General features: G+C 44.6%; 3 protein-coding genes. All 3 read right to left on the bottom strand.

All coding sequences use genetic code 11. The features are described from left to right. Window positions 1–3: 3 nt before the first annotated feature. Genes MHB83_RS08400 through MHB83_RS08390 form a run of 3 tightly spaced genes read right to left on the bottom strand, consistent with a single transcriptional unit; the run spans window position 4 to window position 14,639 of the window. Window positions 4–1,011, bottom strand: a complete 1,008-nt coding sequence (locus tag MHB83_RS08400) for a phosphotransferase enzyme family protein (RefSeq protein WP_342496806.1) — start codon at window positions 1,009–1,011, stop codon at window positions 4–6. Beyond that, window positions 1,004–7,414 carry an HAD-IIIC family phosphatase gene (locus tag MHB83_RS08395; protein WP_342496805.1) on the bottom strand — a complete coding sequence of 2,137 codons (6,411 nt, stop codon included), beginning with the start codon at window positions 7,412–7,414 and terminating at the stop codon, window positions 1,004–1,006. The genes MHB83_RS08400 and MHB83_RS08395 overlap by 8 nt, the downstream gene beginning before the upstream one ends. After that, window positions 7,407–14,639: an SDR family NAD(P)-dependent oxidoreductase gene (locus MHB83_RS08390; RefSeq protein WP_342496804.1), complete on the bottom strand. Its 7,233-nt coding sequence runs from the start codon at window positions 14,637–14,639 to the stop codon at window positions 7,407–7,409. Before MHB83_RS08390 ends, MHB83_RS08395 begins: the two co-directional genes overlap by 8 nt. Between the last annotated feature and the right edge of the window lie 5 nt (window positions 14,640–14,644).

The raw sequence follows: 14,644 nt of genomic DNA, 5'->3' as shown, positions 1-14,644 counted from the left end.
ATTTTAAGATTGACTTAGCTTTGTAAAGTCAAACGTCGTAATCGGTGCTGCTTGCTCAATGTCGGAGCGGAAGCTAGCGAGCATGGCCTTCTCTTCTTCTCCGATGGTAGCCAAATCAAATGCTTGATGCAGCAAGCCATAGATTAGCACGTGACGTAAGCGAAGGAAGTCAGGAATGTGGGCAAGCCACTCATCCCCAAGCTCATTCTCTTCACGATAGCCTTTAAGGAACTGCTTCATAAAGTTTCCTGCAAAAGCTGCTTTGTCTTCGTATGGAATGACTGGGTACCACAACACATTGTATAGCAAAATGCTAATGTCATTCATAAACCAGTTGTACCCGATATCATCGAAATCAAAGGTCATAATTTTGCCTTGATCCCAGTGGAAGTTTCCGTGATGAAGATCCGCATGAACCAATCCGTACGTATCCTGATTTTTCGGAAGCTTTGCCAGCTTTTCCATCAACCGATCCGCTTGTTCGAATACAAGCGTCTGATCGGCTGGGACATACTTACGTAATTTAAGCTGCTCCTCTTCATCCCACTCTTGTCTTTTATATCGCGGATCTGACAGCTGATAGCTTTTTGTCAGTTTATGCATGCGGCCTGTGTACTGTCCAAGGGCATAAAATAATTCATCATTCCAGTCTGCCTCTTCGACTTTATGACCCGGTGCTTTTTCATAGACCCGCAGTAAAAATGAACCGCCTTGCCCATCGTCTACTTGCTCGATATCACGGCCATTTAATGAAGCAATTGGTTTTGCAACCGAAAGTCCGCCCTTCGCTAAGTGATGGAGCCATTCCATTTCACCTAAAATATAATCAGGTGATCTGCGGATGGTATGGGTAATTTTTAAAATGAAAAACTCTCCGTCTTTTTTAAGTTCATACACATAGTTTTCTGCATCTGCGATAAAGTGGATGTCACTTCGCTGGACTCCGTATAAATGAGTGGCCTCATCTAAAATTTTTGATTCTTCATATATGGCTTTTACATCTTTATGCATGCTGATTCTCCCTCTTCATATATTTTGCTAATTCTCGAATGGTGTGTTTTTCAGCAAAATTCAAATCATCAACATACCAACCCTTCTTTTCAATCTCTACTTCCATTTTGACAGCAAGTAAAGAATTTCCTCCTAAATCGAAAAAGTCGTTGTCAATTCCTACTTTTTCCACATGAAGAATGTCACACCAAATCTCAAGAAGCAATGCCTCGCGTTCATTGGTTGGCTGTGCGTAAAGTCCCTGATCCTGCGTTAGTTCCGTCTTTAATAATGAACGAAGACCTTCTTGATCATGTACCTTAAGGGCTTTTACATACCCGCTGTGCAGCGTTTGATCTGTTTGAACCGTTTCCCATGTGTAACCTTCAGAAGCTGAATGACTTGCTGTCTCCACCCTTTGACCCTCTATTTCTTCAGCCGGGTGCTGACGAGGTGACAGGTGGTCGACGATCTGAATGTGATCGCTCAGTGAACCGATTTCTTCCACTTGTATCCGGTATGTTTGCTGCTCCCCCATCTCCTGCATCTTGTTTTCTTTCATAAATGACTTGAATAGCTCATTACGTCCAGTCGATGCAAATGTGAATTCAATAGAAGAAAGCTGGTGCTGACGGCTATATTCAGCGAGCCATGTCAGACATTTTTGCTCAATCCCTTTCCCTAGAGCACGGCAGCTTAGCATCCATGCATCAATGATCAAGGTGTCGCCTGCATGATGAGCCAAGATCGCCCCTACAATTCCTTCATGACTGAAGCGATCCGCTGCCTCGATAATCCAGCCCTGAACATGCTCATTTTCCATCCGCTCTCTCAGCTGCTGTTCATCAAAGCGCTGATCATTTAAGCGGAATTGGTTAATGCGACTGCTCATTTGCGCCACGCGGGCAAGGTGCTTTTCTCCCCACTTTGTTACACTCATGTTCAAATTCAAATCTTGTAAAAATTGCTCCATTGACGGCGATTCTGCTTTCTCTTTTTGACGAGCTTTTTCAGCCTTGTAGCTCGTTGTTCGTCCTCTATCTTCATCTGTGACATCATAGCGGTCAAATGCCCAAGCATGCTGAGCGAATAATGGGATCGCTTTTTCATTGGCAGGTAGTAGCAGTGTCATCACTTCAGGTAGCTCTTCATTCATACGCAAGCACTGAGCAGGATCATCGTCTAAGAAAATAAACTGAGATAATGAAAGATTCAGTGAATCTGCCATCTCTTTGAGATGTGCCGGTTTACTTTCCCAATTGATCCGCCAGTCGACAATATCATCTTTTTGCAGGATCATATCTGGGTGGTTTTCAAACACGCGCCACACATCTTCTTCATTATTCCTGCTGCTTAAGACAAGCAGGAGACCTTCTTTTTGCTTTTGTTTTAAAAAGCGCTGAAGCATTTGATGTTCTGGCGTAATATCGATGCCTTCTATACCGTCTTCTGAAACGACACCTCTCCAAAGCGTGTGATCACAATCAATGGCCGCCACCTTAAATGGTGCACCTTGCCATGCAATGAACTCGCGTGCGACTTTTGTACCGATGGCTCCACAAAAGACTTCAGTGAATGGGAGATGTGCGGCTTGCTCTCCTTTTGCATCAAAGATGTCATCTATCTGATAGTGCTTCGCAAGCTGACGGCAGTCGATTAATTGAACACCGTCTATCTCAGATAATTGAGCAATCCACTCTCGTTCCACATCTTGCAGCGTGTCTTTAAGAGCAGCACTTATCGGCAGAATCCCAACAAAATATAGGTTATGTTTCGTTTTTGATTTCAGAACGTTTGCAAGTTCTTCAGCATGCTCTGCAGCCAGTTTTTTCTTTTCTTCCAGTGAAAGATGAGCTGGACCCGTGATATCCTCTAATCGAATGAGCAGAAGGTTCGCACCGTTTTTCTTCTGTGAGATAAGGCTGCGCTCATTTAGTAATTCCTGATATACCTGCCCATACGGTGCAAATTGAACATCAAGCTGCACATCAAACTGCTTGGTCCAGTACTGAATGTAAGGTGCGATTGGATCTGCTGTAAATGTCGAGCTAACTGTAAGTACGAGCGGTGCTTTTTCCTCTGCACGCTCCCTTTTCTCCTTTGCTGCCTGTTCTTCTTCCTCTGTAAGCACATCGAAATCCTTGAGCAGTTGATCAGGTGTTTGAACAGCCTGTTCGACCAAGTGCTCGAAGTGCTTGACGAACGCTTGCATTGTCTCATGTTTAAACAGCGCAAGATTGTATTGAAGGACGCACTTTAACTCCCCCGTTACTTCTCTGACAACATCCATTTTCATATCGAGTTTGGATATTCCCTTTGCAAACTCATGTGTTTCGAAGGTTAGTCCATCGGCTTCGATTTTAATATTCGGATCGTACTCATTATGGTAGATGAGCATTGTATCAAAGAATGGATTGCGATGCGGTCTTGTTTTTGGATTCAGATGCTCAACCATTTGGTCAAATGGGTACTCTTGATGGTCATACGCATCCAGCAATACTTGCTTTGTCTGCGCCAGTTGCTCTGTAAAGGTTGATTCTTGTACCATGTCTAGTTTAATTGGCAGGAAGTTTGTAAACATGCCAATTGTATGCTCGATATCTGCATGACGCCGTCCAGCCACAAGTGAACCGACAATCAGCTCCTCTTGATCTGCATAACGTGAGAGCAGTAGCCCATAGAGCTGGAACAAGATAACGTTATTTGTCAGCTGATACTGTTCAGCAAGCTGTTCAATTTTCTCAACGATGTGCGGTTCAATATTGAATTTGATCGCTCTTCCTAAGAAGGATTGTTCCTTCCGTTCAAAATCATATGGCATTGTCAAAGTTGGCACATTTGAGCCAATTTGCTGCTTCCAATAATCCTGCTGCTTTTGAAACATCTCGCTACGGAAATATTTTTCTTGCCATTCTGCATAATCTTTATATTGAACAGTGAGTTCCGGCAAAGTTTCCCCTCGATAGAGCTCAGTAAATTCTTTAATAAAGATGTTCATGCTCGCTCCATCCGCCACAATATTATGCATATCGACTAATAAGAGGTGATCGTTAGCTGCGATTTTCACAAAACGCACACGGATCAATGGTGCAGCCTTTAAATCAAATGGACGAATGAATTCATCGATTTGTGCTTCTAATCCTTCTTCATCAGCCTCTGTCAATTCAACAGCAAATTGGAAGTCATCATGGACACGCTGAACTGGTTCACCATCTTTTAATTCAAAGGTCGTTCGCAAGGTTTCATGACGATCAATTAATTGCTTGAAGGTCTGCTCAAAGCGCTCGACGACAATTTCCCCTTTACATCTCAGTGCCATCGGCATGTTGTAAGAGGTCACTTGACCAATACGCTGATGAATGAGGAATGTCCGTCTTTGAGCAGCAGATAATGGATATGTGTCTTTCTTTTCGACTGGTTCAATCTTGAAATATTGATGCTTCTCTGCCTTTTCGATGAATGCTTGGAGCTTTTCAATTGTCGGATTGTTAAACATGTCTGTGAGCGTTAGCTCTACACCAAACTCTTTGTGAATTTGAGAAATCAGACCGGTGGCATTTAACGAATGTCCGCCAAGCTCAAAGAAATGGTCGTCTCTTTCCACTTTTTCAATTCCTAAAATGTCTTTCCACATCCGCTGTAACGTTGCCTCAATGTCATTCGATGCGGCGGCATGGACTTGATTGTTTTCTTCTATTTCCTGCCCTTTGTTATCCTTTGGCACCACCATTTGCACACCTGAGGATGAAGATAATGCAGATGTATCTACCTTTTCAATCCAATATCGTTGTCGTTCAAACGGATAGGTCGGCAAGGATACTTTTTGATTTAATGTCTGATTTCGCAATTTTGTCCAGTCAACCGGCACCCCTTGAAGCCAGATGTCACCCAATCTTCCCAGCAGGTAGCGGTCGTCGGCTGCCTCTTCTTTTGGATGACGCATCAATGGAATCGGCTGCTGATGATGTTCCTTTGAAGCTTGGCGAATAAAGGCACTTAACGTATTCCCCGGCCCGACTTCAACGAAAATAGGATCAAGCTCCGTTAATAACATCTCTGCTCCATCACGGAAACGAACCGCTTGCCGCAAATGATTAGCCCAATATGCCGGGTCTTGCACTGCTTCATGGTCAATCCACGTACCTGTGACGTTAGAAATATACGGGATAGACGGCGCATTCAATTGATACTCGGCGACCTTTTCTTTAAATGATGGCAGGATGTCATCCATCATTTTAGAATGGAAGGCATGAGAGGTGTGAAGCTTCCTGCACCCATGTCCAGCAGCCTCCAGCTTCTCAGCAAGTGCATCAATGGCTACGGTCTCACCTGACACTACGCACAATTCAGGACCATTTACTGCTGCAAGTGAAAGATCATCTGTTAAATATGGCAGCACGTTCTGTTCACTCAAAGGAACACTCAGCATAGAGCCTTTTGGAAGCTGGCTAATGAGCTGTCCGCGATAAGCCACAAGATCTACAGCATCTTCAACAGATAGTAAACCAGATACCGCAGCAGCCGTATATTCTCCAATACTGTGACCGATCAGTGCCTGCGGTTTGACGCCAAAATGAATCAGCAATTTAGCCAAAGCATATTCCACACTAAACAGAAGCGGCTGCGTATATTCTGTTTGATTGATCAGCTGACGATCATCACTTGCTTCTGTTGAGAATAAAATACGAAATGGGTCAACTGAGACATGCTGTTTGAATTGATTCAAGCATTGATCCAGCGCTTCTTTAAAGACTGGATATTTGTCATAAAGCTGACGCCCCATGTCTACATACTGAGATCCTTGGCCTGGGAAAAGAAAGACGACTGGACGGCTCGATGTTTGGGAGCTGGCCGTCTTGACCACCTCTTTTGACCTTTGATTCAGCGCCTGTAACATATCCGCCGTGTTACTTCCAAGAATGACACGTTTATGCGGGAAATGATGGCGCCCTGTTTGCAGCGTATAGGCAACGTCACTTAGACGAACATGCTGCTGATGCTGAAGTAAGTAGTCCGCAAGGCGATCCGTCATTTTTTCAAGAGCTGCTGGTGTTTTGGCAGATAATAAAAGAAGTTCACTATCCTCAGGGCTATCAGCGGCAACACGTGTAGCAGGTGCTTCTTCTAAAATGACATGAGCATTTGTTCCACCTATCCCAAATGAGCTTACACCTGCTCGGCGAGGAGATTCCTGCGTGCTCCATGGCGTCAAGTCTGTGTTTACAACGAAAGGCGAATTGGCAAATTCAATTTTTTCATTTGGCGTTTCAAAATGAATGGTCGGCGGAATCACTTGATGCTTTAAGCTTAAAACGGTTTTAATAAAGCCCGCGACACCTGATGCATCATTCAGATGACCAACATTTGATTTGACAGAGCCAATGCGGCAAAAGCCTTTTTTATCTGTATCAAATGCTTGCTTGAGCGCTTCAATTTCGATCGGATCTCCGAGGGTTGTCCCAGTTCCATGTGCTTCAATGTACGAAATGGTTTCAGGTTCCACCTCAGCCATTCGAAGTGCTGTCTTAATCGCTGAAACTTGACCTTTCGTACTCGGCGCTGTATATCCTACTTTTCTATTTCCATCATTATTAATAGATGACCCTTTGATGACAGCATAAATGTGATCGCCGTCTTCAATGGCATCCTCTAAATTTTTTAAAATAACGGCTCCTGCACCATCACCAAAAACGGTTCCATCGGCTTTGTTATCAAAGACGCGGCAATGCCCGTCAGATGAATGGATCATGCCTTCTTGATACAGATAGCCCGATTTTTGCGGCAGACGAATGGACACGCCACCTGCAACAGCCATATGACAGTCGCCGCTTAATAAAGCCTGAACGGCTAAATGAATCGACACCATCGAGGTCGAGCAGGCGGTTTGCACCACCATACTCGGTCCCTTCAGATTTAATTTATATGAAATCATTGTCGCTAAATAATCACGCATATTCAGAACAGCAGCTTCCAGTGTTTTCGAATCCTCACCTTGAGCCGCCCCTTGAAGTGCTCTCATAACCCATTCTGTATTGATCCCTGCACCTGTATAAAGACCGATTTGCCCTTTATATTCAAACGGATCGTACCCAGCGTCTTCAAGCGCTGTCCACACACATTCATGAAACAGTCTAAACTGCGGGTCCATCATGGCCGCTTCCTTTGGTGTATAGTCAAAGAAATCTGCATCAAATAAATCAACATCATCTAGCATCCCTTTTGCTTTAACAAAACGGGGATTTTTTAATAAAGCTTCATCTGTACCTTCACGCCGTAATTCTTCTTCTGTAAAAAAGGAGATTGTTTCTTTTCCCTTTTTCAGATTCTCCCAGTACTCATCTACATTTTTGGCCCCTGGAAAACGACCTGCAAGACCGATAACAGCAATTTCTGCGCCATGATAGTGATTCGTTGTATCATTCATTCTCGATTCCGCCTCTCAATCTTTTATTCCGTTGCTGTTTAAAACGAGCTCTTCGATCACCTGAAGTGACGACGGCTAGTTCTTCTTCCATCGCTTCTTCCTTCGAGTCCTCAGAAGGCTGGATATATTTCGCAAGCTCTGCAACAGAAGGGTACGTAAACAACGTCACAACCGCTTCATTTGTTTGAAGTGCTTGATTTAACCGATTGGTGACTTGGACAATATCCAGTGAGCTTGCGCCGAGATCGAAGAAATTGTCGTGAATGCCCACTTGTTCCATGCCCATAAAATCCTGCCATACTTGGCAGATCGCTTTTTCAGTTTCATTTCGAGGCGCCACATATGGATTGCCCAGCTCTGGTCTTTCGTGCTTAGACACTTCATACGAATCCTCATCCGCTGCGCCCTTAGGCTCTAGTGACAGCCATTGATCTATCCGTTCATCAAGATTTCCTGTAGACACGAGCATGTGTCGATTCTGCCGGCTAGACAGAACATACTGGAACAGCTCAGCACCCTCTTCTGGTAAAATCGCAAGCTCATTGATCGATTCACCTATTGTGGATTCTAGCTCACCCCAGAAATTCCACGCATCCCAGTTCACACACATCCACGGGGTTTGACTATGTTGATTAAGTCTAGCTGCAAATGCATCCATATATAAGTTAGCCGCTGAGTAAGCAGAGAATCCTAAGCCCCCAAGCAATGCACTAATGGAAGAAAAGAGAAGACAAAAGTCTGCTTGTTCTTGTTCCAGCAGCTGCTCTAGCACATCGAGCCCTTTCACCTTTGATTGGAATTGATCCTCTCCCTGCGCCAGTGTAGAAGGGATATCTTTGATTGCACGGAAGGATGTACTTCCTGGTAATCCTGCTGCATGGAATACACCATGAACGCCGCCATGCTTTTTGCGAATGGCATCAAATACATGTTTCATCTGATCCAGATCTCCTGCATTCGCCTGCACCGCTTCTACTGTTGCACCTAATCGTTCGAGCTCAAGCACCTTCTCAATTCTCGTGCGCTGCGCTTCATCGGCATTTGCTTGTTGAACATATGACGCCCATTCATTTCTTGGCGGCAATGCCGTTCTGCCAGTTAAATAAAGATGTACATTTCCTTCCTTTGCCAGCATCTTTGATAGAACAAATCCAATACCGCCTAAACCTCCTGTGATCAAATAAACACCATTTGGCCTGATCATCTTCGGAAGTCCATCTTCTTTTTGCAGCGGCAAATGCTTGTAGCTTTGCACCCAGCGCTTTCGATGACGATACGCCACAAGCTGGTCCTTTCCAGGCTGCATGATTTCCTGCAAAATAAGATCGACAAGGACTTGTTCCTTCCAAGACATGACTTCTGGCACGTCTTCCACATCGATATTCCAGCACTTAATATGATGGTATTCCTGTGAAATGACTTTACATGGTCCAAGCATTGCACTTTTCTCTGCACATATCGTCTCATTGCCTGTAACTGGCTGAATTCCGCTAGTGATCGTAAACAGACGGCATTCTCGAATATTTTTTTGGGCAGCAATCGCTTGAGATAAGAAAATTAAGCTGTAATAGCCTTTTTCAATGTGCGCCTGAAAAGCGGCTTGACGATTCGAGTTGTCATTTTCTTTCGCAGCTTCCCATAAATGCAGAATCCGCTGAATATTGATGCCCCTATTAGACAATGAATCTAGCATGTTTCGGTAGTGCTGGCCTTCTGCCGGATTGATCGTAAACGACTGATCTTGCTCTTGATAAGCTTCACCCTTTGTGACAGAAATGACCTTGATACCTTGTTGCGTAAATGAATGGGTAAACAGTTCATGAAAAGCATCCTGTTCCTTGAAAATGAGCCACGTTTGTTCTTCTGTTTCTTTTTTGAAAACTGGTTTTAGCGGCTGCTGCTCCCATGAAGGCAGGTAGAACCATTCTTCCATCTCTTTTTTCTTCGTTTCCTTAGGCGCGGATAGCTGCGGAGACGCGGGCTTTCCTGCTTCAATCCAATATCGTTTCCGCTCAAATGGATAGGTCGGTAGCGATACGAGCTGACGTTCCTCTTGAGTTGGATGTTGCTGCGCTTTGACCTCGTAGCCCCCTGCCCATAGCTCTCCTATTCTCTTTAAGAAATATGCATGGTCATCCGCTTGTTCTCTCGTATGCCTCACCATATTCAGGACATCATGATGAGACTCTTTGTTTTCATGACGTTTCGCTAATGCCGTCAAGCTGTTTCCAGGTCCAACTTCAATGAGTGCTCGTACTTCATCGGTTAACAGCTGAGATAGACCTTCATGAAAACGAACGGTTCCACGCAGGTGGTTCGTCCAATAAGATGCTGTCATCACCTCTTCGCTTGTCGCCCAGGTGCCTGTCACATTCGATATAAACGGAATTGCCGGCTCGTGCAATTCTACTTTCTCTACGAATTGTTGAAACGCCTCAAGCATCGGCTCCATCATGTAGGAATGAAAGGCATGAGAAGTATGGAGCTGTCTTGTGATAATTCCTTTGTCTTGCAGTTTCTTTTCAAATGCAGCGATATGCTCTTCTCTTCCAGAAACGACACAAAGGTCTTTTGCATTGACAGCAGCAACAGAAAGCGATTCATCGATCATTGAGATGAGCTCCGCCTCGGGTAATTGCACACTAAGCATCGTGCCTTTTTCCATGTCTTGCATCAATCTTCCTCTTGCCATCACGAGTGTTAATGCAGACTCGAGAGAAAAGACCCCTGACAAACAAGCGGCAACGTATTCGCCGATACTGTGTCCAATCATTGATTCTGGCTCAACACCGCTATGCTGAAGCAATTTGGCTAATGCATACTCAAATATAAATAGAAGCGGCTGGGCATTTGACGTTTTTGTGATGTCTTCGTTCGTTTCATTCTCGGAAAAAACAATGCTCTTTAAATCCACTTGCTCCGTTTCCATTACATATTTAAAGCATCTATCTACTTCCCATTTGAACACTGGCTCTGCATCATATAATCCGCGCATCATACCAGCATACTGAGCGCCTTGACCCGAAAACATAAAGGTCGCTTTACGCCATTTTTTGCTTCGGAACACACTCGTTTCAAGCTGTTTCTGCTGCATCCATTCATCAGCAGACGCGAGTACGATCGCTTTTCGGTATGGAAATTGCTTTCTGCCATACCGTAATGTATAAGCAATATCTTCAAGCGGGACTTGAGGATGCTGGATCACATACTGCTTTAATCGCTCTGTCATTTCCGCCAAAGCAGTATCTGTTTTTGCAGATAAGACGAGCAGCTGCTTTTGGTTAGAAGCTGGCTTCTGCTTCGCCTGTATGCCCTCTTCTATGATCATATGGGCATTCGTTCCGCCGATACCGAAAGAGCTAACTCCCGCTCTTCTCGGACCATCTGCTTCCTTCCAATACAACGCCTTTTGATTCACATAAAACGGTGTATCTTTGAAAGGAATCTCCTGATTGGGTGATTCATAATGAATGGTTGGCGGAATCGTTTTATGCTGGAGAGCCAAAATGGCTTTAAACAGACCTGCAATCCCTGCCGCACTATTTAAGTGTCCGACATTACTTTTCACAGAACCGATCGGAATCGTCAGCGGATCTGTCCCTTTGAACACTTGACTAAGAGCAGATACCTCAATTGGATCTCCCATGTTTGTCCCCGTACCATGAGCTTCTACATAACCAATGGACGCGGGGTCGATACCTGATTTTTCATACGTTTCTTTTAAAACCTCTGCCTGTCCTTCCACACTCGGAGCGGTAAAACCAGCTTTTCGGCTGCCATCATTGTTCACACCAACCCCTTTGATGACCGCATGAATCGGGTTACCGTCTCTCATCGCATCTTCATAACGTTTTAGCAGAACAATCCCCGCTCCATCTCCGAAAATGGTTCCGCTCGCCTCTTGGTCAAACGGTCGGCAATGTCCATCCTTTGATTGAATCATCCCATCTTGATAGATGTAGCCGATATTTTCTGGAGAACTAACTGTCACACCGCCTGCCAGTGCTGCATCACATTCTTGATTCAATAATGCTTGACAGGCCATGCCAATATTGACAAGTGAGGTCGAACAAGCTGTTTGCATGGTCACACTAGGCCCGTGTAAATTCAATTTATAAGAAAGCTGTGTACTAAAGAACTCACGATCATTTAACAGCATGGCGCTGAATTGCTCAGTTGCTTCCATTTGATGGGCAAAGCGCGTCAGCCACTCATGATTTGGACTCGTTCCTGTATAAACGCCAATTTTCCCTGCCATTCGATCAGGGTCACAGCCAGCATCCTCCAGCGCTTCCCAAGCACATTCATGTAAGAGCCTGAACTGCGGATCCATTAGCTCTGCCTCTCTAGCAGAATAGTTGAAGAAGTCTGCATCAAAGCCTTCGATTTCTTGTAAACGACCTTTTGCTCCAATGAAATTCGGATGCTGGTAGACAGACGCATCCAGCCCTGCTTTCTTGAGCTCTTCTTCTGTGAAAAAGTGAATCATTTCCTCGCCATTCACAAGACGCTGCCAAAAGTCTTCTAGCGATGAAGCTCCCGGGAATCTTCCAGCCATTCCGACAATCGCAATATCCGTTTGCTCCTGGGACGTGTTTTTTACTTGGCGAGAAGCAGGCGTTTGAATCTGTTCTGACTGTTCTTCAAACAAATATTCAGCAAGACTTGCCACTGTCGCAAACCGATACAATTGCACAGTGTCAATTTGCTTGTCCACATGCTCAGATATTTTCGCTGCAAGCTGAGAAATATCAAGGGATGTCGCACCAAATTCAAAAAATGGCGATTCATCATCTATTTGATCAAACCCAAAATGAGTTTGCACAATGTCATGAATGTCTTTTTGTAAAGAAGCGAGTGAAGCAAAGACACGCTGTTCATTCTGCGGCTTTTGCGGTTCAATGGCTGCCATCGTATTTGTTTGTGCAGAGAAATCAGTTTTATGAAATGGGTACCCAGGTAGCGGAATACGCTGTCTGTTCTTCTCATCTGTTATTGGGAAAGCTAAGCCGACCCCCATTTCCCAAAGAACACCTGCGATTTGAAGCATGTCTCCATCAAGTGGTTCGGTTGTTTTTTCTGCTCCCTTTTCAACTACAATCCCTTGTTTCGTTGAAAGGTCAATGATCAAAGCTGGTGATTCTTGCTCAACTATTGGTGATTTTACAGGCTGATCCATAGTAAGAAGACCCTTTACAGACGATGGATCGAAAGTGGTTAGTTCCTCCCCAGTTTGCTGCAAGTAAACAGGCTCTTGGAGTGTCCTCTGAGGCAGGGAAGCCAGCCTTTGATTAACCGTCTCGGTATCATGAAGATGGTACACAATAGATGCCGCATCGTTTAGCTCAAGGCCGCCTGCTGCATATAAAGCTGTCCAGACGCCGCTACCTTCTCCACCCCATCCATCTAGTTCAATTCCGAGTGATCTTACCATGTTGGCAAAAGCCGATGTCATGATCAGCATCGCCACTTCTGATTGACTGCTTTGTTTAGGATGGAACAGCTCATCTTTTTTGATAGGTACCGCGGATTGGACGAGGCTTATGATTCGATCCACTTCTATTTTGAAAGAAGAATCTTTCTCATACAGCTCGATGTAATCACGTAAACCTGACTCATGATACCCCGTCAGCTTCATGCTGATCCGTTTATAAAAATGACTTTCTCTGCCTGCTGTCTCTTCATTCAGCAATTGCAGCTGCTCTAATAATTCATCCCGCGTGGAACAGACAAACGCCTTTCGATATTTGAAAGCCTTTCTTCCACTTTGTAAGGTATAAGCTGCTTCACCAAGTGAGAGATCAGGATGTGAGGAGACATATTCCTTTAAGTTTTTTGTCACGTTCTTCATGTCATGCGTTGATCTAGCTGACAGCACGATTAATTCTTTGGACGAGGCGTTGCTGTTTGCTTTTCTCGGCTTTGCCTCTTCTAAGATGACATGAGCATTTGCTCCCCCTATACCAAAGGCACTGACACCCGCTCTCCTTGGCAATTGAGATGTCTTCCACTCCTCTTTGTCTGTCCCAACATAAAATGGGGTTTGATCAAAAGAAATGCGGTGATTCGGTTTCTCAAAGTGCGGCATCGGGGCAAATTGACGATGATGTAGCATCATGACTGTTTTGATAAAACCAGCTACACCGCTTGCGGCATCTAAATGCCCAATATTGGCTTTGACTGATCCAATTCGGCAATAGCCTTGTTGATCTGTTTGAAAAGCACGGGTAAGCGCCTCAATCTCAATCGGATCTCCAACAGGCGTCCCCGTTCCATGCGCTTCGATATAAGAAATCGTCTCTGGTTCTGTCTCAGCCATTTCTAACGCAGATTCAATGACACTTGCCTGTCCACTCACACTTGGGGCTGTATAACCGACTTTATTGCTCCCATCATTGTTCGTTGCAGATCCTTTTACGACAGCATAAATAAAATCTCCATCTTCTATCGCATCTTTTAATCGTTTTAGCGCAACAACGCCTGCACCTTCACCAAAAATGGTTCCTTTTGCTTTTTCATCAAACGGACGGCAATGACCATCAGGAGAATAAATCATTCCTTCTTGGTATTGATAGCCTGTGATTTGCGGCTGATGGAGTGTGACACCTCCTGCTAACGCAAGGTCACATTCACCGCCGATTAATCCTTGGCAGGCCATATGGATAGCAACAAGCGATGTGGAGCAAGCCGTTTGCACCGATACGCTTGGACCTTTTAGATTTAATTTATAGGCAATCCGAGAAGCAAAGGATGGGTCATTGAGATGCATGATTTGAAACACATCTTCGTTCTTTGCAAGTGACGACATATGCTGCCCCATCCACGATAGATTGCTAGATGCGCCGGCATAAAGTCCAATTAATCCTTCGTATTGCTCGGGCTCATAGCCTGCATCCTCTAGCGCATGCCATGTGCATTCATGCATCAATCGAATTTGCGGGTCCATAATAGATGCCTCTCGCGGAGAGTAGCCAAAAAAGTCTGCATCAAATGATGATGCATGCTGTAAATATGGCTTTGCCTTGACATAATCAGAACGTTTTAGCAGCGTTTCATCTACACCCGCTGCCTTTAATTCTTCATCAGTGAAAAACGTAACGGATTCTTTCCCTTGCGATACATTTTCCCAAAACGCTTGCACATTCGGTGCCTCGGGAAACGTACCTGCTAATCCTACAACTGCAATTTCAAGTCCAGATTCGCTCCATTGCTCTTGATCAGACATACGCT

It is taken from the genome of Bacillus sp. FSL K6-3149, from assembly GCF_038630515.1.
GTDB classification, from domain to species: domain Bacteria; phylum Bacillota; class Bacilli; order Bacillales; family Bacillaceae; genus Bacillus; species Bacillus pumilus.
Note: the sequence above shows the minus strand (reverse complement) of the source record. Positions and strands in the feature narration are given on the sequence as shown.